Source organism: Arthrobacter sp. 2RAF6 (assembly GCF_052115205.1).
Classification (GTDB): domain Bacteria; phylum Actinomycetota; class Actinomycetes; order Actinomycetales; family Micrococcaceae; genus Arthrobacter.
Genome location: NZ_JBFRGF010000040.1, coordinates 1 through 22,609 on the forward strand (window position 1 = coordinate 1; position 22,609 = coordinate 22,609).

18 protein-coding genes and 2 pseudogenes are annotated in these 22,609 nt (G+C 60.8%); 6 read left to right on the forward strand and 14 right to left on the reverse strand.

Annotated elements, in window-relative coordinates; all coding sequences use genetic code 11:
- Window positions 1–232 precede the first annotated feature (232 nt).
- Window positions 233–565 (reverse strand): hypothetical protein, encoded by a 333-nt coding sequence (locus AB4Z38_RS21230; RefSeq protein ID WP_441431535.1) that lies wholly within the window; start codon window positions 563–565, stop codon window positions 233–235.
- Between AB4Z38_RS21230 and AB4Z38_RS21235 the strand changes: the two genes are divergently transcribed.
- The gene (locus AB4Z38_RS21235) at window positions 546–1,166 is read left to right on the forward strand and encodes a helix-turn-helix domain-containing protein (protein WP_441431536.1); all 621 of its coding nucleotides are present in this window, start codon (window positions 546–548) and stop codon (window positions 1,164–1,166) included. The genes AB4Z38_RS21230 and AB4Z38_RS21235 overlap by 20 nt on opposite strands.
- Entirely contained in the window at window positions 1,163–1,756 is a 594-nt protein-coding gene (locus AB4Z38_RS21240; protein ID WP_441431537.1) for a DUF6036 family nucleotidyltransferase, read from the forward strand. The genes AB4Z38_RS21235 and AB4Z38_RS21240 overlap by 4 nt, the downstream gene beginning before the upstream one ends.
- On the opposite strand, the gene AB4Z38_RS21245 is transcribed toward AB4Z38_RS21240, so the two are convergent.
- From AB4Z38_RS21245 to AB4Z38_RS21265, 5 genes and pseudogenes are all read right to left on the reverse strand, one after another.
- Entirely contained in the window at window positions 1,662–2,921 is a 1,260-nt protein-coding gene (locus AB4Z38_RS21245) for an HIRAN domain-containing protein (RefSeq protein WP_441431538.1), read from the reverse strand. The genes AB4Z38_RS21240 and AB4Z38_RS21245 overlap by 95 nt on opposite strands.
- A gap of 125 nt (window positions 2,922–3,046) precedes the next feature.
- A pseudogene (locus AB4Z38_RS21250) lies at window positions 3,047–3,925 on the reverse strand (IS1634 family transposase); the annotation flags it as partial.
- A gap of 74 nt (window positions 3,926–3,999) precedes the next feature.
- On the reverse strand, window positions 4,000–5,559 hold the full coding sequence (gene ltrA, locus AB4Z38_RS21255; RefSeq protein WP_441431539.1) for a group II intron reverse transcriptase/maturase: 1,560 nt from the start codon (window positions 5,557–5,559) through the stop codon (window positions 4,000–4,002).
- 631 nt (window positions 5,560–6,190) lie between these two features.
- A pseudogene (locus AB4Z38_RS21260) lies at window positions 6,191–6,955 on the reverse strand (IS1634 family transposase); the annotation flags it as partial.
- A gap of 110 nt (window positions 6,956–7,065) precedes the next feature.
- Complete coding sequence (locus tag AB4Z38_RS21265; protein ID WP_441431540.1) at window positions 7,066–7,248, reverse strand: hypothetical protein; 183 nt, start codon at window positions 7,246–7,248, stop codon at window positions 7,066–7,068.
- A gap of 96 nt (window positions 7,249–7,344) precedes the next feature.
- On the opposite strand from AB4Z38_RS21265, the gene AB4Z38_RS21270 reads away from it, so the two are divergent.
- Together AB4Z38_RS21270 and AB4Z38_RS21275 are read left to right on the forward strand one after the other, a co-directional pair.
- A complete protein-coding gene (locus tag AB4Z38_RS21270; RefSeq protein WP_441431541.1) occupies window positions 7,345–7,512 on the forward strand; it encodes a hypothetical protein in 168 nt (55 codons plus the stop codon).
- A 308-nt stretch (window positions 7,513–7,820) separates the two neighbouring features.
- Window positions 7,821–8,996, forward strand: a complete 1,176-nt coding sequence (locus tag AB4Z38_RS21275) for a hypothetical protein (RefSeq protein ID WP_441431542.1) — start codon at window positions 7,821–7,823, stop codon at window positions 8,994–8,996.
- Between the two features lie 406 nt (window positions 8,997–9,402).
- On the opposite strand, the gene AB4Z38_RS21280 is transcribed toward AB4Z38_RS21275, so the two are convergent.
- The 5 genes from AB4Z38_RS21280 to AB4Z38_RS21300 form a co-directional block, all read right to left on the reverse strand.
- On the reverse strand, window positions 9,403–10,089 hold the full coding sequence (locus tag AB4Z38_RS21280) for a BRCT domain-containing protein (RefSeq protein ID WP_441431543.1): 687 nt from the start codon (window positions 10,087–10,089) through the stop codon (window positions 9,403–9,405).
- A 975-nt stretch (window positions 10,090–11,064) separates the two neighbouring features.
- Window positions 11,065–12,456, reverse strand: coding sequence for a response regulator (locus AB4Z38_RS21285; RefSeq protein WP_441431544.1), 1,392 nt, complete (start codon window positions 12,454–12,456; stop codon window positions 11,065–11,067).
- Window positions 12,457–12,466: 10 nt separating this feature from the next.
- Window positions 12,467–13,357: a hypothetical protein gene (locus tag AB4Z38_RS21290; RefSeq protein ID WP_441431545.1), complete on the reverse strand. Its 891-nt coding sequence runs from the start codon at window positions 13,355–13,357 to the stop codon at window positions 12,467–12,469.
- Window positions 13,354–15,186, reverse strand: coding sequence for an AAA family ATPase (locus AB4Z38_RS21295; RefSeq protein ID WP_441431546.1), 1,833 nt, complete (start codon window positions 15,184–15,186; stop codon window positions 13,354–13,356). Before AB4Z38_RS21295 ends, AB4Z38_RS21290 begins: the two co-directional genes overlap by 4 nt.
- Window positions 15,187–16,383: 1,197 nt before the next feature.
- Window positions 16,384–17,103: a hypothetical protein gene (locus tag AB4Z38_RS21300; RefSeq protein WP_441431547.1), complete on the reverse strand. Its 720-nt coding sequence runs from the start codon at window positions 17,101–17,103 to the stop codon at window positions 16,384–16,386.
- Between the two features lie 76 nt (window positions 17,104–17,179).
- Here AB4Z38_RS21300 and AB4Z38_RS21305 point away from each other — a divergent pair, with 76 nt between their 5' ends.
- Together AB4Z38_RS21305 and AB4Z38_RS21310 are read left to right on the forward strand one after the other, a co-directional pair.
- Window positions 17,180–17,578: a hypothetical protein gene (locus tag AB4Z38_RS21305; RefSeq protein ID WP_441431548.1), complete on the forward strand. Its 399-nt coding sequence runs from the start codon at window positions 17,180–17,182 to the stop codon at window positions 17,576–17,578.
- Window positions 17,579–17,619: 41 nt separating this feature from the next.
- Entirely contained in the window at window positions 17,620–18,066 is a 447-nt protein-coding gene (locus tag AB4Z38_RS21310) for a PIN domain-containing protein (protein WP_441431549.1), read from the forward strand.
- 489 nt (window positions 18,067–18,555) lie between these two features.
- On the opposite strand, the gene AB4Z38_RS21315 is transcribed toward AB4Z38_RS21310, so the two are convergent.
- The 3 genes from AB4Z38_RS21315 to AB4Z38_RS21325 form a co-directional block, all read right to left on the reverse strand.
- Window positions 18,556–18,924 (reverse strand): type II toxin-antitoxin system death-on-curing family toxin, encoded by a 369-nt coding sequence (locus AB4Z38_RS21315; RefSeq protein WP_441431550.1) that lies wholly within the window; start codon window positions 18,922–18,924, stop codon window positions 18,556–18,558.
- A complete protein-coding gene (locus AB4Z38_RS21320; RefSeq protein WP_223941739.1) occupies window positions 18,921–19,127 on the reverse strand; it encodes a ribbon-helix-helix protein, CopG family in 207 nt (68 codons plus the stop codon). Before AB4Z38_RS21320 ends, AB4Z38_RS21315 begins: the two co-directional genes overlap by 4 nt.
- 66 nt (window positions 19,128–19,193) lie before the next feature.
- Window positions 19,194–22,424: a DEAD/DEAH box helicase gene (locus AB4Z38_RS21325; RefSeq protein WP_441431551.1), complete on the reverse strand. Its 3,231-nt coding sequence runs from the start codon at window positions 22,422–22,424 to the stop codon at window positions 19,194–19,196.
- Window positions 22,425–22,609: the final 185 nt, after the last annotated feature.

Below are 22,609 nucleotides of genomic sequence, written 5' to 3' on the forward strand. Positions count from 1 at the left end.
GACACCCTGTTCTGGCTGACGTGCAGACGTGCAGCCAGTTCGACCTGAATCAGTCGGATGTTCCACTGAGCTCCTGAAGCCGGTAAGCCCGGACCTCATCGAGCAGGTGCTTCTTGTGGGCGTCCACAGCAACCCGGTCAACAGGCCGCTTGGCCAARAGCTCCTCYAAWGATTTCRCCACCACGACCATTCCTTTCAACATACCGTTTCGGAGCCAGCCCGAACCGCGAGCTCAGGCCTCCTCAATGCGCTTCAGCAACCCAGCATCGTGGCGCAGCACGAAGTCCAGGCCAGCACTGACATCGGGACCGAGGCCGTGACGATGAGGGTCCAGCGCGGGCCCTCGACTGACACCGTCCGGTTTTGAGGTGTGCGCCTCATCAGCCACCTGATCCTCCCGACGGACGCTGTCTTCTGAAAGAGGCCGGTTCATATCCATGCCCGATAGTACCAACGCATGATGCAACGTACTTCGTTGTCGGACAAGTTCGACAGGCCATTGCTGACACCATTCGGTGTCATAATGGAATGGTGAAGGAGGACATTTGACGAACTTGGCCAGCATGGACACGCCCGCGGCAGCCGGTGCGATCATCCGCGCGCGGCGCCAGGAACGCGGTCTTTCACAACAGTCGCTCGCGGAGGCGAGCAGTGTTTCACGGAAGTTCATCGTTGACCTCGAAGCCGGTCACGAACGGGCCGAACTCGGCAAGACTATGGCCGTCCTCCACACCCTTGGACTGTCACTGACCGCCTCCGACCTTATGCCCCGCGGCAGCGACTACGACCCGGCACGGCGGGACTACGCCGAAACCTTCGCCCAGCTGGTCAGCTCACGGGACTTCGAGTTCGCCATCAAGATGCTCGCCGACTACGCCACCGCATCCCTCAAAGCCGGACGGCCGCTGCTCCAGCGCAGCCCCCGACTCAAGGAACCGCACTGGTCCGCGGCCCTGGCAGGGATCACCAATTACACCGCACACCGCCTCGGGCAACCCGCCCCGTCCTGGACCAAACGCGTCAAAGCCCTCAACGAGGCGTGGATGCCGGCCGAGTCCTACCGGAGCGTCAGGGAACCGATGAAGAAACTCACCGTGTCGGAAACACCCGCCGAACTCGCCGCCCTCAACGTCTTCATCCGCGAACGCAGCCTGGCCACCGCATGAGCGGCGGAGAACTCACCGCTGATCAAATCCGCGCCCTCCTCCACGAACTCGGCCGGCGCCTGCAGGCCCAAGGTGTCCATGGCGACATCAAACTCGTCGGCGGCGCCGCGCTCATTCTTCAAGGAATCGGCAACCGCCCCACCGCCGACATCGACGCCAGTTACGCGGACCCCGCCGCGGTCAACACCATCGTCACGGAAATGGCAGCTGATTACGATCTTGCGCCTGATTGGCTGAACTCCAACGCAGCAGCCTTCATCCCCGACAACGCCACCTGGGTCGAACTGGAACAACTCGACGGGCTGACCATCCAGACCGCGGACACCGAAACGCTCCTGGCGATGAAAATTGCCGCCGAGCGCGACAAGGACACCCTCGACATCGCCCGCCTCCTCCGCAGGCTCAACATCACCAACGCCGACGACGCCGTCGACAAGACCTTCGATCTCTTGTCCGGCCATCTCTGTTTGATGGGATCTCTGTCCCGCGCAATTCCTATGTGGCGTAAGCGGGTGGGACGTCATATCCCGTGGCCAATGGGAGGAGCTTTGGTGCGGGGTGCGGGCTGTCGGATAGCCAGTCGTTGCTGATCTCGGTGGCCTTGGCGGCGTGCAGCACGAGGTGGGCAGCGAGAGCGGTTTCGCCGATAGTCTCGGTGTGCTCGAGCAGCGGCAGCAGATGTGCGGAGGTGACGTTGCTGAGCTCACCGACGCGATCGCCTTCGAGCCGGACTTCGACAAGTGCACGCTCGGCACCGTTCTTGAGCGTGCGGATCGCCTTGTGAAGGCTGACAAGCAGGAGACCGACCCCTTCCGGTGGCACGTGGGTGAAAAGGATGTCGAAATGGTTCTCCTCTTTGAGGACTTGAATCGCCGATCCCCACGGGACAAGAGTGGTCACGCCCGACGGGGCCTCGTTGAGTGGCGCTATCAGCTCCGGCTCAGGCAAGGCGATGGTGACCCGGGCTTGGAGCCGGTCGCCGCCGTCGTACGCCCAAATGCGGGCCGTCGTGACCGCAGTGAACCCGCTGGCAATGATTCTCCTGATGGGTTGCGCGTAGCGGATCGCGTCTTCACGACTGAGATAGCCCAGGACCTGGTTCCGCCAACGGACGCTGATGGCGTTCATGTCATACGGGTTATCCGGCTCTGCCACGAGTTCGACCTGGACGCCTTCAGCTTCACTGTCGCTCCGTAGAGCGGTCGGCGCCTTACTGGCGCGGAGCGCGGCTTTGATCGCCTTACTGTACGCGTGCTCGCCCACGACTTCGATATTCGGCCATTCCGAACGGCCGAGCGACACGCGGTACAGCCCCAGGTTTGAGGAAACGGGCCGGGTGACCGGCGACATCGGTGCCTGCCCCTCAAATGCGCCTTGTTTTGGCGCGGCGTGATTCGCCGGTGCCTCGATCGGGACAGCAGGAACCGCGCTTCCTTGAACGGCGCTGACCGGACTCCCCGCCCAGGTCGCGTCCTCCCACGCCTGCCGGCCACGGCGCCGCTTCCGCAACAGGAACATCAGCCCGACGATCCCCGCGGCCAGCAGGAATCCTGCGGGCGAGGATACCGTCACCATCAGCACCAGCAACCCGAACAAAGTCCACTGCGCATACGTCCCGGCCTTCTCCAGCCCCGGAACGCCGCGCCCACCGGCGTTCAGCTTGGCCGGGCTCTGACCGACGCACTCCAGGACCCGTGCGGCCTGTCCCAAGGTCAGGTGCATCAGGCTCGGGCGCTTGCCCGTTGCGCGTGCCACGGCCGCGCGAACGAAGTTCCGCTGGAACTTCGACGCCGCGGCCGTCTCATCGGCAGCGAGGAGGTCCCGCCACGTCTCGTCGCTGATGATCTGACGCGCAATCTGACCTGACTTGGCTCATTTGCTTAGTGCGTGAATTTTTGGTGGTTGATGGCCTCGAGGATGGTTTGCTGTTCGGCGGGGATGTCGGGGGCGAAGGTCTGGGTGGTGCCGTTGATCGCGATGGTCGCTGAGCGTAGGGGCCGGAGTTGTTTGATGACGTTGGCCACCGCGAGCCCTGTCCTGTTCTAGACGGTTCGGGAGAGGGCCAGCGCGGTGAACACGATGGTCAGGTGTGCTTCGATCGCGTCGCGGGTGCGGTGGAACATGGGTCTGGCGCGCAGGTCTGTCTTGCTCATCCGGAAGGACTGCTCGACGTGCCACAGCTCGTGGTACGAGCCGATCACCTCTCCTGCGGCCATGACCGTCGCGGGGATGTTCGTCACGTAGCCCTTGAGGCCTGCGAGCTGCCTTGCGCGTGTCAGTGACCCCTCATCGAGGCTGGGTTTCCCGCCGGTGGTCTTGACGAAGCGCGGGGTCCGGGCCGCCTTCTGTCCCTCGATGACCTCCCGGGCCCGGTTCTCCTGGGCCGTGAGGGTCATGGCGTCGCGGACGGCTCTCTTGCGGGAGTAAGCCCACACGGCCCGCCATGAGCCCGGGTGCGTGGCGGGATCCCAGACGGGTTCTGCGCGCAGGTCCGGGTTGTTCTCGTTCCGGTGTCCGGTCCTGGGAGTGATGGTGTCGATCAGCTGCCCGTCGGTGAACGCGTCGCCGTGCCAGCGGAAGTGCGAGGCCAGGTCGTTCGGGGCCTTGGTCATCCGGGAGCCGACGATGAACCGCAGGCCCGCCTCGTCCAGCTCGCGCAGGTTGGACGCCGAGAGCATGCCCGCGTCGGCGACGACGACCATGTCGGTTAGGCCGTGGCGGGCCTGGAACTGCTTGATGATCGGGATGATGGTCGCAGTCGTCGGGTAGCCCCGGCCCGTTACCGGGCCGGGGCCCCCTCAGAACCGGACGTGCGACTTTCATCGCATCCGGCTCAAGCAAGTCCCTGCGGGCGTCGAGGGTAGCGAGGCGCTGGTTCTGGTGTGTCGCGTGGCAGGTGGCGCCTTCGCCGCTGATCCCAGTAGAGGGTCAGGGCCGGGTCGTCCGGAGACGCGTCGGCCTTGACCATCTGGTGGCGGCGGATAGGCGTCCACGACAGTTTCCGCAGGTAGGCGCCGGTCTCCCGGTCGCCGAAGATCCAGCGGTCTTGTCTGGTCGGATTGAACCGCCCGAAGTAGCGGTCCACGATCCACTGGCCGGTCTTCGTGTTGTGTTGGCGTCTGCCCCACTTGAACATCGTCCACCACAGGGTGGAATCGATGTCCATGAAGACCTTCTTGGACACAACCGTCCGGTAGTAGCCCGCCCACCCCCGCAGGATCGGGTTGAGCCTGCTGATCACGGTCAAGGCGTTCGCGCCATGAAGGCCGCGCACCTCCGCGCGCAGCCGGGTGCGGAACCGCTTGACCGCGGCCTTCGACGGCTTGATCAGCAGTTTTCCCGGGCTGCGGTAATGGCGGACGTTGAACCCGAGGAAGTCGAACCCCTCGGACAAGTGCACGATCCGCGTCTTGTCCTCGTTGAACGACAGCCCCCGGGGCGCCAGCCACGCGGCGAGGCGTTCCTTGACCTGCTCGGCCTCTTGCCGTGAATGGCAGAGCGCCACGAGGTCGTCGGCGTACCTGATCACCACCGGTGTCCCGGGCATCGACCAACCGCGCGTCGAGCGCCAGGGCTTGTATCGAACTCCAGCAGCGGTCTCCATCCCGTGCAGGGCGACGTTCATCAGCAGCGGGCTGATGACCCCGCCTTGCGGCGTGCCCTCGCTGGTCGGGGCGTACTGCCGGTCCTCGATCACTCCGGCCCTCAACCACCGGGCCACCTGCTCCTCGGCAGGGAACCCGTGCAGGTGGTCGAGCAGCCGATCATGGTCGATCCGGTCGAACGCCGCAGTCAGGTCCGCGTCGAGGACCCACGCCCGAGTCGGGCTCTTGCCCTTGCAGACAGTGAAGATCGCCTCGATCGCGTCATGACATCCCCGGCCGGGCCGGAAGCCGTAGCTTCGCGGCTCGAACCGGGCCTCCCACTCGGGCTCCAGTGCGTTGAGCACCACGGCCTGGGACGCACGGTCGGCGATCACGGGGATGCCGAGCGGGCGCCGCTTGCCGTTCGCCTTCGGGATGTAGATCCGGCGGACCGGCAGGGCCGGTGGCCTGTGGCCGCGCTGTTGGACCCATCGGGCAAGATCTGCCCGTTCTGGTCCCGACAATGCGGTCAGGCCGTCGATCCCCGCGGTCCTCCGCCCCTGATTGACCTGCGCAACCCGGCGCGTCGCGACCAGCGCGTTCGCCCGGGACCGCAGCATCAACCGTTGCAGACTCCTCACCTTGCGGTGGTCGCCTGCCCTTGACGCCGTGAAGATGCGCTGCCGCAGTCGCCGTACCTCCGCCTCGGCGCGGGTCCAGTCGATCTGGTCCCAGTCCTCGGGAAAGTCCCGCGGTCCGTTCGCCGCCATTGTGGCGGCGTCCAACGTCCCCGCGGATGCTGACGTCACGATCATCGTCTCCTTCACGAACTCACCTGACCCGCGTGGGCTCCCTCTCGGGCCGAGCACACAGCTCGTATCCGGCCGGTTCGACGCCACCACGGCCTGGAGGCGGCCGTCGCTGGTGGAGTCCTTCCCGTCGCCTTTCGGCGCACCGGCATTCGCTTCTCGGGTCATCCTGTTCCCGGCTGGGAATTGCGCCTTCCTCACGGTCGGCCTACCAGCCAGTGGCTGGACCCAGACGGGGTTTCCACGTTCCACATGCGTAAGACACGGACGGAGTGGGCGCCCTCTATACCCCGGGGACGATGGTGCTCACCCGGCCGCTTGCCAATCAGCGGCCGGCATCCGCCGCATTCCAACGGCTCGTCCCTGACCTCGGCCCGGTACTGCATCCCTCCACCCGGACCTTCAACATGACGAGGCATCTACCAAGGGTTCACGCGTGTTCGCCCGCCCGTCCTTCTCCTCACCCGTGGCCCTCGGAAGGAACGAGGACCCTTCGGCTTGAACCTTGGGCTCCGCACCCCGCAGTTACCCACGACGCACGCCAAGGAGGAGACCGGCCACCGAGCACGAACCGGGAATCACGTCACCATCAGGTCCTCCATCACCGTGATCCACTTACAACATGCGACCTCGTGTCGCACTCGGCCTTGTTTCCTTCGAAGCAGCCGATCTCCAACGGGAACCCGGCCCGGTCGACCAGTAGGCCGACGACGATCTGCGGGTCGACGCGGCGTTCCTTGGAATACCCGACCTTGCGCAGCTCGTCTTCCTTCTCCGCCTCGAAGTACAGCGTCGTGACGTCATAGAGCACCAAGGAGACATCCCCGCTGGTGCTGGCGTGCTGGAAGCACCAGCTCGCGATCCGGTCACGGTACTTGCCCGCAGCGGCCCGGCCGAGAGTGCGTTTCATCGTCGCGTAACTGGCCGGGGACCGGCCCAGGTCACGCAGGACCCTGCCGGCATCAAGCAGCGATGTGGGTTCGACGACCCGGGCGATCACTAGGTCCCGGAACACCTCGTCGCCGAGCCCATCGAATCCCTACGCCGTGAATACCCCGTCCAACGCGCCGAAAAGGATCCGTGAGTCCGTGCCCACCACGCGTCCGGGACCGTCACGCCCCAGAGGTGCCACCGTGCCCGCAATGTCGAACAATTCCGGTCCGCCGGCAGGCACCACCAGGGGCTTCACCGGAGGCTTGGGCTCGACGCCGAGCTCGAGGACGCCCTGGGCAGGGTTCTCCAGCAACTCGCGGGCCCGCTGGAGCAGCACGCCGAGCTCGGCTTCCGTATGCGCCGAGCCGACGTGCTCCACGATCCGCTGACGACCGCGCACATACTCGGCGATCTGCACCGCCGTCGCCCCGGAAGCTGTCCGAACCCGCCTGATGAACACCACACCGGAGACACTAGAACAAATCCTGTTAGTGCGTGAAAAAGCACCAATCCGAACACATCACCGCAGGTCACAGCCCCGGCCGACCCCGATGCCGCGACCCGTGAGCCAAGTCAGGTCAGATCCTTCTCCCCCGACGCTCTCCATTCGTATTGGCCCCAGCGATAGAGCTTGGAATCCAGCAGGTAGACAACGTTCCCGATGGCAACCGCGTGGTCCACGTCAGCGTCCTGGTGCCCGGGGAACTGCAGCCCGTCGTACACAGCGGTCCCGGGGATCCGCAGCAGAAGTTCCAACAGAAGCGCCGTGCTGTCCTTTCCCGTGCTCCCGCCTCAACTCTGCCCTGACGAAACTTTCCGGCCGCAGCCAGGACACGGCCCCGGGAACCAAAGATGCGGCCACGATTGGCCTCCTGGATCGCCTCCTCCCGGGTCTCCCGCACCGCGCCGGCCCACGCCGCGCCGATCGCGATGAGCAGCGCCGCTCCCACCAGCAGGACGCACAGCGTCACTGGCGCGATCCGGTACAAGCTCACGTTCACAAGGACCGCTGACCAGTAAACCACCGGCATGGCCAGCACCACAGCTACCACGACCAACAAGAGCAGGAGCACGGACCTCCGAGCGGCCCGCCGCGTCGCAGCCAGGTACTGCGGCGTCGGATAAGTCCTCGGACAGTACGGTTTCACGGCACTAGTCCACCTCAACGTTCACCGCCCCGGGATGCAATCCGAGCTACCATTGTCCGATCCGTAGAAATGATCATGAATAGACGGCAAGGCCATCATTGGGGAGCCACGTAAGTGAGAAGACTTTGGGTCGAACGAACGCAATGGGCAGTTGGAAACGGCTTCTTTCACAGCGGTTCTGTGTCCACTCCAGACAGTTCTATCAACTACGTTTATGACTGCGGAGCACTTGACTTCAAAGTGAACCAAGCGGCCCTGACTCGCGAGATAGGCGAATATGCTTCCCGAACTGATCGGGTCCATTTGGTTTTCCTTTCCCACTTCGACTTCGACCATGTCTCCGGCGTACCTACTCTCGCTGGTCAACTCGAGATCGATGAATTCATAATTCCCATGATTCCCCCGAAATACCGATTACTAAGTCTCGCTCGACAAATCAGCAATGGCACCTTCAACTCCGATGACCCGACAGCGTCAGAATTCTATTTGGCTTTCATAATCGATCCCCGACAAACGCTCGCTGACCTTGGTCAAAACATTGCCGTGCGCGTCGTGGAGCCGACGATAGAAATACTGAACGGCAACGGCCCAGCCGCACCACCGGAACTGATCTCACCCAGGGAACTTCCGAATGCCAACACAGGACCGCTTTCGCTCGTAACCACACGTGACGGAATTGTTGTCGACTGCGGCGGAGAGGTCGTGTGGGAATGGCGCCACCTCATCTCAGGTGAAGCGAAACAGGCTGTGGGCCAGTTCGTCGCGGCCCTCGTAAGCTCTGGTGCCATCTCCCGCACTGAGAACCTAGACGATATTGCTGTCATCAAGGACCTTGTTCTAAAGAAATCCAGCCTTCTCGCGGATGTCTACAAGATAGCCATCAAGAAAGTAAAGAAGTCGTTTACGCGCAACGCGACCTCGCTTATGTTGTATTCTGGACCACCACTAGCTGCCACTTTCCGCGCATACAGATCAAGCGCGGCTAAATTTGAACGCACAGAGGTCGGCGCCTGGAAACCGCGTCCGGGATGGCTGGGACTTGGGGATGCTGACCTCAGAGCTGCAAAAAGGATTAAGTTTGTAAATGACGGATTTCGAGAGCGAAAACCATCGGTTGGCACGTTCGCGCCTTCGCACCACGGGTCCCATCTTGACTGGAGCGCGCAATTGCTTGACGACTTCTGCTCCGGCAATGATCACGCTCCCACGATCGTCTTCGGAGCATCTGGGGCATATGGCCACCCACGCCACGAAGTTCTAATGGAGCTGAATGAGCTCGGTTGCAATACCATAGTCGTCGGTCTCGAGGAGAAATCCCGCTGGACAGAGTCACTGGTGGTTTTCGTCCAGCCGTGAAGTTTAGCGCTTCGAGGATACGTAACCGCCCCCAACCAACAGAGAGTCAGGTCGGTTGTCTCTGAACTGTTGGGGGAAGGCAACCAGATCCATGCCGGATCCGCCGCACAATGCTAAATTCCATTGCGCCGTTTTACTTCTCCGCAAAATCCCACCCGGGGTACTTCGCGTCGTGGCGCACTCAGCGCAAGTTGGAGCCCGTCCACCTGGTCGGGTCCGGAGCGCCCTTGATCGCCCGACTCGTGCCGCCTTGGGTCAATTCGGCTCTTCGAGGGTCATGGATCGTTGATTTCCTGCGGTTCTTGGTGCGGGGTTGGTGCGGCACGGAACGGACCGCAGCGCATTCGCCCCCTGCCCCAAAGGAGACACCAGACGGGCGCGCGCTTGGAGGAAAAAGGTGCGGGGCTTATTCGAGTGCTTCTATGGCCGCAAGAAAATCCTCATAGCTGATAACCCGGACACCCATACTCAATGGCGCAGCTGCTTTCGTGTTTGGGTTGCCGCCGCGAGGAGCCACAAGGGCCGAAGTGGTTGAGGTGACGGAACCTGCTACGCGGAGTCCGACTCCTTGGGCCAATGCTTTCCACTCGGCACGGGACTTCTCGGGGCTCGAGCCGGTGAAGCAAACGGCGTCGCCACCCTTCAGTACGAAGTCGGAAGGCGGCAGGACCGGCGTCCATCTGTTCCGCTTCCAATCCTCGATGAGTTCGCGGTCAATGGTGATGGCATTGGCCGCTTCGATGTAGTCCCCCAGGCGAACGTTTATGGGGGCGCTGTCGTCCCACATCTCGGTCCATCCGCTGATTGCCCGGTCTGTAGGTAAGCCGGTGGCGGGCCACGGCAGCATTGCGTTGAGGACCTCTTGTTCAACCCAGAAGGCAGCACCCCAGTGCGGTACTTCGATGAGCTCAACCAGCTGTCCACCGGCATGCCGGTGCCTGTCCAGGCGCGAATCATTGCCGCTATTAGTAATGCCGACCTTAAATGCGTGCCAACCCGAAAAATGGAAGAGATACACGCGGTGAGGGCTCGATGGATCCGCGGCACCATCACACACATAGCAGGGAACGGCACCCCTGTTGAGGCGACGCATGGAAATCCGCCTAGGTGTATCACAGCGCGCGCACCGGGCAGCTTGGACAGTGTCCGTTCCTGCCTCGGGTTCGGCGACGGACATGCCATGGGACGAAAACCCGACGACGACATCCGAGGCGCAGATGCCCTTGTTGCGGTTGTTACAAATTGGGCAAAGGCACCAGTGACCAGCTAGCTCTGCGGCCAAACGGCCGGGCAGCTCCACGTGCTCATAGCCGCAATTACGACACTTGATGGCAATGGGGTCCATGCCGTCGTTGTGTTCTGCGGTATCGAACAATAGGTCATGGTGGAGCACTCCGAGGGTCGCCCGAATGCGCGCCCTCGGCCACCACCATCTCCTCGCCGATACTCTCACTGCCGTGTCTGTGGCGAGCAGTTCCCGGTCTGCCTCGCTGAGTCCAGTCGGCGCCTTCAGTGCCGCAATCACGGCCTGGTCCAGTTCTGTCTTTGCCCTGGCTCGGTTTTGCTCTCCCCAATCGCGCCAGTGGCACACTCTGCACACCGGTCCGTACGGCCGCTGATCGAGCACGTACTCGAATCTGTAGGGCAGCCGGGATTTGCAGGCGATGCACTCTGTACGGCGATAGGACTTGCGGTCAACGAAAGGCTCGAGGGGGATCAGACCGCCGACACGAAAAAGCTGGTCGATGCAGTCCAAACACCAGGAAGGTCTGCTGGTGGTCCTAAATGCCGCAATCTTGCCACAGCCTTCAGCGGAACAGACCTGTGTAACTGTCCTTGCCATAATTCTGTCCCCCAAATGAATTTATGTAGTGGCACCCTACCCTGCGGTAACTGCAGCTCCCAGCCAGTATCTCGATCCCAAGATGGTGTGCGCCGTTATTCAAAAGGGCGACCGCGAGGGAAGCAGCTCAGTCTCGTCTACCACAAGAATTCGCAGGCCAGACTGCCGCATTGGAGGTCGTGACTTGCACGCATTTCATGGTTCTTGTCCCTTTCTGTCCGCTGGTCATGAGTTCGCCAGAGCTTCCGCTGCACGCTTCGCGATTGCGATGACGCGCTCGACAATCTCCCGATCGTCGAGCACGTCTTGGTAGCGAACTTGCCGACCGGCGTAGGCCAGTACCAAAGCCCAGAACTCGCGTTCACTAGTCCGGCACTCACTGATCCAGTCAAGAACGCTACGGAACCAAAGTTCGCAAGGGTGACCCCGCCCGAAGTCTCCTGTCGCGAAGCTCAATTCGATCTCAGAGACGCCAGGCCAAGCTGCACCACGGATCGGCGAAGCTGGATGGACCAGAGTCGAGATGAGCATAGTGATTGGATCTAGCGCGCCGGCCGCAAAGGCTTCGCTATCGAAATCAATGAGTACTGCCTGTCCGTTGTCGATCAGGACGTTCCCTGGGTGAAGATCTCCATGGCGAGGGCCCACTTGAGTGGTGACCGCGAGACTTCCGGCAGGCACAGGAATCCCGTAGGTGGCAAGAAGCTCTGATAGGCGCGCCCAGTCGATCAAAGGTGCGCAGAGATCCGCCACGGTGAGCGTCCTTCGCAGTGCTGCCACTCCGTGCAGGGCGTCCCAAACTGGCCTAACAAGTTCTACAGCTTCGGCGGGTCGCGCGGCGATGATATCCATCAGCGCGTACGGTGCTTCCCCGGCGACCTGCAGGACGTTGATGTAGCCTCCGGCCATTAACCCCGACAGCGTCCGCACGGTAGCAGTAGTGTTTGCGCGCGGTAGGAGTTCGGGAAGGCCGCCAGACGAACCCGGAGACTTAACCCGCTTAGCTACAACTGTGGCAACACGGCCTTCGGAACGGTTGATCTCACACCGCCAGACGCTCGCCTCAGTCAAGCCGCCACCAAGGGAGGCAACTGCGATAGAAACTCCACGGTAGTCAAAGGCGAGTCGACGGAGGACTCTCTTGTCTAGTTCGTCTAATGGGTCGCTCCCCGGTGGCGTGATGATCTCGATGTCGTCAAGTGATTGCAGTAGCTGACGGAACCGTACGACGTGCTCCTTGAACTCCAAGGACTGGTCCTTCTCGAGGACCGTGACTCGGTCGATGGGTTGGCCGTCCTGCGCTGGAAGCTGCCCACCTCCTTGCAACGACTCCTGGATGTGGCGGATGGTCGCAAAGCCGGTGAAAACGATGAGCCTGGCATCCGGGTGGTTCGAGCGGACCTCCTTGAGGAGTTCATCGCCAAACTCGTCGGTCGCAGGCTCACCCGCCTTCACCGGGAGTCGGCGGTCCAGTACGAACAGGTCTATCAAGTCTGTAGATGTGCGGAGGTAGTCGCGCGCGGGAGCAATCGAGTTGAAGCTCCGGACACTGAAGCCGGCCGACTCAAGTATGTCTTCGGAAATTTCGGCCTGCTGAGGATCGTCCTCGATGAGCACTGCGACCGGGCTAGCCATGAGGGCGTGGTCCGCTCAGGGAGAAGGACGCCGTTCCGCTGACACCGTCGAGAGTGATAGAAAGATTGAGTCGGGCTGCCACAGTCTTGATCAACAACAGCCCTTGGCCTTGGTGCGCCATCTTGGATGAACTCCCCACGTCGACGACGTCCGCGAGGGCGAACCGGTCGCCCTTAAACGGATTGGTAACTCTAACCCAATAGCTTTGGTCCGTGAAACCCCAAGTAACCTGGGCGGCCGGTTCTCCGGTCGCCTCTATCGAGGCGTCGATCGCATTCTGGAAGACGTTTGAAAGCAGCATTGAAAACAGTCCTTCGTCTGTTTCAATGTCGATGCTGGCTACGTCTGCTGAGGGTTTGACTGTGGGCGTGGTGCGGGTGTCTGGCCAGTTCTCCAACAAGATGTGCGGGAGGCTCAGACGGTGGAGGTTAAGTTCCTCCTTGGATTTGATAATCGCGACCAGCCCGTCGATTCGACGCTGAAGCTTACGAACGGCATCGTTGGTCTTGCTGGTTCCAAAGGACTCGATCTCGCTGTCGGCTGCAAGTCTTATCCATCCCACTGCCGGCGACAGTTCGTGCCTCACCAGAGCGGCGACGTCGAAGTGCTCCGGCTCGGTTGCATTGCTACTTGCTGGCGCATCAGTTGCCTGCAAGACTGCAGAAGAGCCTCCGCGCAACGTTTCGGTCAGTCTCTGCCGTGATTCCAAGACCTGAAGCAGTAAACGGCGAACCTGCGGAACTGTCTCGGTCTGGAGAGCATTCATGAGCGCTCGGGTGGTGATCGCCTCCGGATGCTGGACGAGCCAGCCCGCGGCCCTTGCGCGACTGCTTGGAGCCGTCGACCCAAGGCCCTGGAGTTCGTCCGGCGTTTCGGCTGTCATCCCAGACCGCCATGCTCGGTATAAAAGGCCGAACGGTGGGCGAACGCCTCACGCCCGCCCTCCATCAGCCGCGTGATCTTATCGACGACGACGTCTGAACCAATCGCCCCGCTGACGTCAACCCTTCCTACTTTGCCATCACTGCCTAGAACGACCACGTTGTTAGCGGAGCCGAGCACCGGGATATTGGCGTTGTGCGTGGCGACAATCGTTTGGGCGCCAACTTGTCGGCGTGCGTTAAGGCCGCTTACGACATTCGCGACCAAGAAGGCGTTGTCCAAGTGATCTTCAGGCTGGTCAAGAATCAGAGTGCGTTTTTGTTCGGACAGAATGATTGGCAAGGTGACGGCGCACTTCTGACCAGTTGAGAGCGCATCAACGCTCTTGTCAACTGAACCATCCCGCAGACGGAAGTCAACACTATCTGTCAGGCGAATGCTGCCCAAGCCTTGAAGAAGTTTCCGCTCATTCAGGTTCTCAATCAGCCGCTGCGCTCGATCCTCAGCGAGGCCGGTTACGGCTGCGAGCCCCGTAGCATCCCCGCCTTCGACCATCTCCAAGAGCTGCCTAGGCAGAACACGGTCCGCCACAGCATCAATCATCGTCACGCGGGTGTTACTCCCACGGAGCGAGTCTTGCAGGAACTTTCGGAAGTCGCTTGCATCTGCCAGGTGGTCTACTACCACCACAACGTTGTTAGCGATCTGCGCGGTTGTCGAGCGCGCAACAGCGGCCCTCGTGTTGTAAAGTGCCTCTTCCGCTTGCTCGACGACATCAAGTATCCGCCCCCGGCGCTCCAAGAGACCTACATACCGGGACTCCAGATCGCGGATGGCGGCGTCGTTCTCATCGAGTGCACGGAGCGCGGTGTCAACATTCCTTAGCTGCGCGGTGATCTGACCGAGCCCAGCCTCCGCTTCTTCGAGTTCTTCTCTGATCGGCGCTGCGGCTTCGCGAGCACTTATGTTCCGCTCTCTGGTTTCTGCCTCAGCGGTGTCGAGATTCGCTCGGGCCGCAAGGAGAGCCGCAATAACACTTTCCGACAGGCCCACGGCCTCGCCGAGCGCGTCATGTACTGCTGGCACTTGCGCCAAGGACGCTGCACGCTCTGACGTAACAACCAGCCGGTCCAACGCTCGTTGGTGGGAGACCAGCAACTCGTTGACCTCGCCGCGAACCGCTTCGATGCGCTCTAGGTCCTGTCCACTTGAGATAACTCTCTCCTCCGCCTGTCGGAGAAGATCGCGTTGCTCGGAAAGCTGGGCAGTGCTTCCCCCGAGTAGAGCAGTTTCCTGCGACAGAAACAGGTTCCGGTCTGCGGCGAGCCGATCACGCTTCTTCGCCTCTTCCCGGCGTTGGTCCAACTCTGCTCGCACATCGAAAGCCTCGCCGGTTAAAACTTCGATCTCGCCGAAGTCAGGAAGCTCATTGACCGCGCCAGTACGCAGGTCCAGGAGGTTGAGCCGGCTGGGCGCGTCGGATGCGATCTCCTCAAGCTCGTTCTGCCCCAGCACAAGAACCGATTTAGAGAGGTCGAGTCGCTGACCTCCACCCTTCGCATCAACCACTAGATGACGGCCACCGTCGTCAGACTCCACGTCAACGATGACCTCGCCCGTACCAAGCACGGCATCAAGGAACGCTTGTCGGCTGCGGACAGCCCCGACGCTCTGCTCGGCGTGCTGCGCGCCCACGGCGTGGCGAAGTAGTTCCAAGAACGTGGTCTTGCCCGCCCCTCTGGGTCCGATGACAACATTCAGACCTTGATCCAGCGATACGTCCAGCCCATTAAGGAAGCCGCCGGTCACCCGGATGCGTGAAATCCACATATTTAGCCTTCCTCTTAGCCCGAACTAAACGAGCCCGCGCGCTTGCAGCTGGCCCGCTGACCAACACTACCGGCCAGCCACAGCCAGAGCCCGATTACGGCACGCGGGTGGCTCAAGTCAACAGAGCGAAAATGTTGATCTGCGGCGGGATCTACATCACGAGCGGCTGCAACCACAAGTGGCAGCAACGCGACATCACAAACCTCAGCCAGAGTGGCACACCAGGTTGCTGACTCCTATCCTGTGCCAATGCCCTCGCGACCCTACAGATGTCACCGCGGCGCTGTAGGCAGCAACACCTTCCAGGTCGCCGGATGGCAACGGAACGTGCCCCACCCCTGGCTGCGGCCTCTTCAAACGCACGGATACCGCTCGGCCCTATCAACCAACCCCGCGCCGAGCGTCCCTAAGCAGTCGAGTAACTAGCTGCGTCTGTTCGGACTCCGCAACTCCAAGGACGTCGTCATGCCGTAGCCTCCGGATTGGACGTCGCGCGGCGGTGTAGTTCACCCGCGCTGCGGCCCACGATCCGTGATCATGCAACAAGCAGTGGCTGCGCGGAGGGATCTTCAGCGAATGGAATGATCTGCTGCCAGACTGCCAGATGTCAACTGTCCGTTTAGTTCCCGCTCTGGCACTCCGGGTAGTCTCTCTCGATGAAGCGATTTATGGACCTGCTGGAACGATGGGGCATCCACCTCATCACGGGGCATCCCAGTTGTCATCGTGGTGTGGCTGACCCTTAGACCGGAATCCACCGGCGATGATGGATCCTGGCCTGATCCGCCGGGAATTCTCCGCACTCCGCACGGCGGTAAACAAGGCACGCGCCCATCGGACGGATAGGCTGGCTCCTCGCCATCACGGTCGCAGCCCTATTGATCCTGTCCAACCTTTTGCGCCATTTCTGAAACCCTGGCCAAAGGGAGTACCAGCGTCGGGTTCCGCAGCCAAGGTCTACGGCACCCTATGCCGCCTGTGGGTTTTGCCCGGCGTTGGGCACATAGTGCTAACGGACAGGGGCGACTATTTATACCCGACGGCCGCGCTGCCTTGGTAGGCATCCTTCATTGAGCAGTGCAGTCGCTCCCCCACCGGGACCAAGGCCGGGGCCGCCGCGGCAGGTGCCACCGGCGCTGCAGGAACGGGAACCTGCGCCCCATGCTTCGCGGGTACTCCCACAGCCCCTGGTGGTTGTTAGCTCAACTCTTCCGCCCGGAATATCTCTCGACCTGAAACGTGTCGCCAGATCACGTGGTCGAGTCTGCTCGGCTGGGTCGGATACAGCTCGGCGACTTTTTTGATTAACTCTGCCGTCTTCATGGACGTGAGTCTCTTCCCTACAGGACCGGCGTGTTCTTCTACGAAACGGATCACCATGCGGTCAGGCTTGACGGACTGGAAACCGGCCAGGATGAGCAAGTAGTTGAACGTGACACCCGAGGACTGGCTTGGCAGACGCAGCCAAGCTTCTTTCACTCGACTCAAGCCCTCATCCGTGGAGTGCTCAGCTTGCAGATCGGCCCTGGTGGTGATATTAAGCGCCTTGAGCGCCTCAGCGGCCTGACGAACCACTTCAGCCTTTAGCAAGGCCTTCGCCCCGGTGTGTGCGGGCTTGTGGTTATTGACCAGAACTGCCCAACCTCTGCTATCGCCGACTTCCTCGAAGGTACGCAGCAGCTCACCAGTACCGTCTTGATCAGCGTCTGCACCCTGGCTGCGCCGGTAAGCCCGGTACTCGTTGACGACATTTATGACGCTCCGGTAATGCGATCCAGTTGAGAATATTGAATCGATAATGGCAAGAGCCAGGCTGTGGGGATAGCCATCTGCCTTTATCCAATTAGCTTCATCACCAAAAATGGTGCGGCACACGTCAGTCAGTTTGGTCGCTTCTGCGGCGAGCTCGTTCGTCATAGCCGGACTGTAACAAGGTTTCACGATAATAGCGGTAGTAACTCGTTGATGTTTACCCTGCAACCTAAACTGAGCCATGATCAAACTAGCGCTGGGCGCCTCACCTGACCGCCCCCGAGCCGTTCTTCGCGACGCTGCCCGCGAAATCGAAAACGTCCGAGGAAGCACCCAAGCCGAGTATGCCATCGGCTTATACAACGCGTACTTTGCGTGGGCCAGCCATCAGGTTCGTCTCATGTCTGGTCTCCTACCTGACGAAGAAATCGACCGGTTGATAACGACCAGGCGATACTGGACGCTTCTTTCGCTTGAGCCGAGTGCCGTTACCGAGCGCACACTGAGGCTTCTCGTAGATGGCGAGATCAGTCAGAGAATTGAGTACCTCAAAGCTGTCCAGGAAGGGATTACGGCAGATCTGGCGCGTTGGGACAGCGGGGCCGCTGTTGCTGTCGTGCTCGATACCGGGTCTGGTTGAGGCATCACGAAAATATAGCTGAAGTTGATTGGAATACTGTCTTGAACATTCGTCCCGACGTTCCTCTCGTGATTACGGTTCCAACGAAGGTTATCGACGAGCTCGACGGCCACAAACGCAACAGACAGCAGGTAGCCAAGGGACAGCTATCGATCCGCAACCGCGCTGGTAAGGCTCTTAGGTTTCTCGAACTTCAATTCCGAGCGTCAGGGCATCGACCCAAACTAAGTGACGGCTCCATCGCAAGTACTACTCCGTCATCAGCGCTTTACCTCGGTTTGATACCTCAAGAGATAAGCCATTCTCCCCTGCCTGATGCCGACCTAGAGATCATCGACCGGGCCCTAACCACGAGTCCCTACGCCAAAAGCGTTCACGTTGTGACAACGGACTACGGGATGGTGTTCCGGGCCAGACAATCTGGGCTCGATGTGACGAGGGTAGACGACTTCGAAGAGGCACTGGAGAAACGTACTGACGGCGAGTAGCCAACCGTGGGCTGGGGCGTGTATGTCGACGGCTCAACGTGAGGCGCAATAGGCTTGACGCCTCATCGGGGAACAGAACCCCGCACGGGGCCGTCGAGGAAACTTTCGCTCAACGGAGTCCGCACGATGGCCGGACTAGTGCAGTGGATGATGGCCGGCAAAGACTTTGGCCACCTTGTCGACAGTAACGCCAAACGAAGAGGGCGTATGTCGAGTTCCATGTGAGACTAGCTGCCCGAAATGCAGCACGCCGCTAACCCAGACAATTGAAAAAGTCAAGTTTTGTCAACACTCAGGGGCCAAATAGCCTCCTGACCTGCGAAAACACTGTGCCCGAGGTGGGACTCGAACCGGGTTCCGGGCCCCGGAAACACTGGGAAGTTCTGAAAACATGCCGAGTACGGCCCGATCCGGCCGATGTACTGCCCGGTCCGACGGGCAGAGTGTGCACATTGTGCACAGGCCGTTCTTGAGGGGGTTCGGACCGGGCTAGCGAGGCACCAAATGCTTCAAAATCACGGCGGCGGAATCCCTCAATTCAACTTTCCCTGCCGCGACCCCCATAACGAGGTCGAAACCCTCATCAGTATTGAAGTCATGACGGTAGCCGTTAATCCACAGCAACAACACCATGAGCGCCCACGCCGTACGCTTGTTGCCGTCAATCAGCGGATGGAACCGAGCGACCGACTCCAACAGTGCGGCCGCCTTCACCGCCAAGTCCGGATACGCCTCGGACCCCATCACAGTTGTCTCGGGCCGAGCCAAGGCCGAAGCCAGCAAGCCAACGTCACGGATATGGAAGCCATACCGGTCGACAACCTGGAGTGCGTCTTCAATGTCCAGGTAGGCGGTCACGCGTCCTCAAGGCGGGTAAGCAATTCGGCATCGTGGCTCATCACAAAGTCCAGCCCCTCGCTGATTTCGCGGCGGCGGGCATGGCGCTGCAGAACCAGTTCCGCCCCTTGCAGCAAAAGCGCGGACTTGGACGTGTGCTCCTCGGCGGCAAGCTTCTCCAGCCGGCGATCGAGGTCTTCCGGAACACGCAGATTCATAGCCATGGACCAATGGTACCAAAGCGGTACCGCAGCGTGGGCGATCCTTCGTGCAGACCAGGCTTCTGATCGTTAGGCTGAGCACCAAATGGTAAGTGGAGCGTTGATCGTGGTCTTGATGTAAGTTTCGACCGAGGCGAGCAGGTCGGCTTGTTGTTGGCTCAGCTGCGAAGCGCTCAGTCCAGGTTGGACGATGACGATTTCCATCCGACGGCGGTGGACGTGCGCTTTTGCCTGAAGGCGGAGCAGCCCGGCGGCGTCACCGACTTCAAATGGGCTTGTGCCGGTCCGCTGATGCTTTAGTTGGGCGCGCCGTGCGAGTTGCTTGAAAAATGGCCCAAGGTCGCTGCGCCGCCAGGCTACCGACTTCTCAGCCTGGCCGCAGACCTCGTAGAGGTCGGCTACTCGTGCACCAGGCGTAGGGCCGCTTGAATACTTGCAATGAATCAGACGCACGAGAAGTCCTTCGTCGTCCAGCCTCATCGCCACAACGTCTGCCATCTCCCCCGGGCCATCGTCATCAATGACTACATCCCAGCTTGCGGCCTCGTCGAGGAGGTCACGAATTACGCGGTGTTGAATTGAGTTGTCGAGCTTCTTGTCAGTTTGCGATTCAACCCTGATGTCCGTTCCTGCCCAATCAACAACAGTGAGGTTTCCGGGGTCGTACGGAGCGCGGTTCCACTTCGGCCGGTATAGAAGCCCGCCTTCGATCATGCGGTCGTCATTCAGAAGAAAAACCAAGCCATTCTGGTTTAGCCAAGTGCTGAGCGGTAGCTCCGAACGCTGTCGAGTCACCTGGATCTCTTCGGTTCCGGCGCACGAGTACGATATGGCCCCCTCGGGGCTGACGGTGGCCACGTATGCAACGTTCCAAGCACGGTTTGAAATGGTGAACTTGAAAAGACCTGCGGAGCTCGATGTGTCGGGGATAAGGTCGCAGTAGACGGCCTCGACGGTCTTATCGGCATATCTGAGTCGCATCGTTTCGGCGTTTTGAGCGTGTAGCTCCCATGGCCATTCGACCCCTAGCAGCACGCCTTCCGGACGGCCTTTCAATTGTTCAGGAAGGATGAAGTTGCCAATGATGTGCTCTATGGTGACCATCTCGTCCAAGAGCTTCGTGCCAATGGCATCGCACCAATCGCACCACTGTTTCAGACTTGTGGCAGTGGAGTGGGACCAAATCCGGCCCTTTTGAGAGGCGCTGATGTTGACGCGCTCGCCTTCTCGGAAGCCCGAACCGGAGATGTTCGTCTGGGTCTTCGTCCCGGCCTCAGCCGCGGTAAAACTCTCGGTGACATCGGAACCGACGTGCATTGAGAATCGCCGGAATTGGCTGCGGGCATCCAGGACGCCGACGTTCGTTGGTACAAGGCGCTGAATATCTCCCATGACACGGTAAACTTGGGTGCCGTTGAAGCGCACCGCGCCGGAACCGAGCACAGCCTCTGCCAATTCCTCAAAGAGTCCGTCGTTAGCAGAGTTGTTGATGTAGAGAAGCTTCCGCGCGCTGTCAAAGTACAGCACATACAGCTCGTAGCCGACCTCGTCGAGTGTCTTAAGGTCGCCCCATCGAACCGGGGTTCGGCGTTCGACTACGCACCAAGCGACGCCGGCCTGCGCGTTAAGCCCGATTGGTTTCGTGAGCAGTGAGTGCTCGCCAAAGTATTTCGAGATTGCATCTGTGTGCCACTGAGGTGACGGCGCTCGGTAGACGACGGCGCTCATTTTTGGCAGCAAAGATCGGAGCGCGACCTCTTCTGGGACGCTGCCGAAGCCGGCTTCAAAGTCACTGATTTGCTGTTGCTCGTCGACGGCTGCCTCGGAGATGTCCCGGAGGATGAAGTTCCAGTCTGCGTCCTCGGCATACAGGCTCCTGAGGCGTGGATCTGGCTCGAGCTCTGTTCGGGCTACGAACATCGCAGCGTCACCGAATTCGTCCCCGGACGACGTCCGGGCGAACCGTCCGATGAACTGGAGCGTCACGCCCAGGCTCTTATGCGGATCATGGACTGCTGCGATCTTCAAGGCTGGCAGGTCAAAACCCTCGCCGAGCATGTCGACGCAGACCACCACTTGGGAGGATCGATCCATCAACGCCCCAACGGCGGCCTTCCGCGCCGTTGCGCTCAGCTTGCTGTGGATGACCACCGGACTGAATTCAGGAGCTGCTTCTTTGTAGATCATCAGGATCGCTTTGGCCCGAGGAATGCTTCTGACTCTTGCCATGAGTACATGGTCTTTTCCTGCTTCAAGATCAGCGCGCAAGCGCGCGACGGCCTCCCGTGCGAGAGCCGCATCAGGAATCTCGAAGTCGACGACCGACTTAAAGTCAATCTGTGAGAAGTATCCCTGAGTCTGTGCTTCGCGGAGCGGAAACGAGTAGATGACGCGGCCTTGCAGATGCAGGCCATCTTCACGAAACGGCGTCGCCGTAAATTGCACCACTGGCTTGTTCGCGAAAGCTGCACGAATATCAGCCCAGGTTGAGGCCGCCACGTGGTGGGCTTCATCGACAAACAGATGACTGAACTGGGACAAGAATGCCGCCCTCGCTTCAGATGTGGACGCTTGGATAGCGGCCGGAGTGCCGATAACGACGTTGCAAGCCTGCGCAAACGCCGTCGCGCCCTCTTCGGAGGAGAATCCATGACCGACCCGGCCAACAACCGGACGGAGCGCGGTAGCAGCCACGATGCCGAACTCCTGTAGGATCCCGAGGCGGTCGAACTTTCCCGCAATCTGTTCTCTCAGTGCATCGGACGGCACAATTACAAGCAAACGCCCGGGCCTTGCTGCGACCAACAGACCAAGCATGGTTTCGGTCTTTCCAGTCCCCGTTGGCATGACGACGGTCGCAGGTTCAGCGCGCTTGGTCGTCCAGTATCCCAGTACAGCGTGAATTGCACCCAGCTGAGGCGACCGAAGCCCAACCTCGTTTTCAGCAGGCTCTTCGAGTCGAAGTGCTCCGCGGTAACTATCCAGGACTTCGCTTGGAGCCCGACTTTGTAGCGAGCCGGAATTGCTCCACACGGCGCCTCGCACGCGGTCGCCGATCTTCGTTCCTACGGGCAGTTTGAGCCAAGGACCGTCGATGGAGATCGATTGGTCTGCGGGCGACGCCGGCCAGATCCCGTATCGGTTGGACACTTGCATCCCACCGTCGATGCCTGACACAGTCGAAAACCCACCAGCCGGGACCATGAGCTGACGGGTGACGTTCGCGTCGACCCCGATCGGCCGCGACCACAGGTCGCCACACCGCCACATTTTCGCGTCTTCGTTTTCAAGTTCCCCCATAGAGCAAAGACTACCGACAGGAAGGCCTCCGGCCTCGAAAGTGCAAACCAGCCCAGTTCCGCGTCGTCGCCGCAGAGGCAACGTTCTTTAATGATGTCGGGGAAGCATCTGGGTTCTGGCTTGGGCGACGCCTGTCGGCCAGCGTGCGACCAGTGAACCCTTCAACCAGGGTTTGCTCGCATACT

Coding starts and splice junctions, on each gene's coding strand:
- AB4Z38_RS21320 (WP_223941739.1), bottom strand. CDS start 19,127: ATGGCTATGAATCTGCGTGTTCCGGAAGACCTCGATCGCCGGCTGGAG.
- AB4Z38_RS21290 (WP_441431545.1), bottom strand. CDS start 13,357: ATGACAGCCGAAACGCCGGACGAACTCCAGGGCCTTGGGTCGACGGCT.
- AB4Z38_RS21305 (WP_441431548.1), top strand. CDS start 17,180: ATGATCAAACTAGCGCTGGGCGCCTCACCTGACCGCCCCCGAGCCGTT.
- AB4Z38_RS21300 (WP_441431547.1), bottom strand. CDS start 17,103: ATGACGAACGAGCTCGCCGCAGAAGCGACCAAACTGACTGACGTGTGC.
- AB4Z38_RS21325 (WP_441431551.1), bottom strand. CDS start 22,424: ATGGGGGAACTTGAAAACGAAGACGCGAAAATGTGGCGGTGTGGCGAC.
- AB4Z38_RS21280 (WP_441431543.1), bottom strand. CDS start 10,089: ATGCGTCGCCTCAACAGGGGTGCCGTTCCCTGCTATGTGTGTGATGGT.
- AB4Z38_RS21270 (WP_441431541.1), top strand. CDS start 7,345: ATGCGGCCACGATTGGCCTCCTGGATCGCCTCCTCCCGGGTCTCCCGC.
- AB4Z38_RS21240 (WP_441431537.1), top strand. CDS start 1,163: ATGAGCGGCGGAGAACTCACCGCTGATCAAATCCGCGCCCTCCTCCAC.
- AB4Z38_RS21230 (WP_441431535.1), bottom strand. CDS start 565: ATGCTGGCCAAGTTCGTCAAATGTCCTCCTTCACCATTCCATTATGAC.
- AB4Z38_RS21295 (WP_441431546.1), bottom strand. CDS start 15,186: ATGTGGATTTCACGCATCCGGGTGACCGGCGGCTTCCTTAATGGGCTG.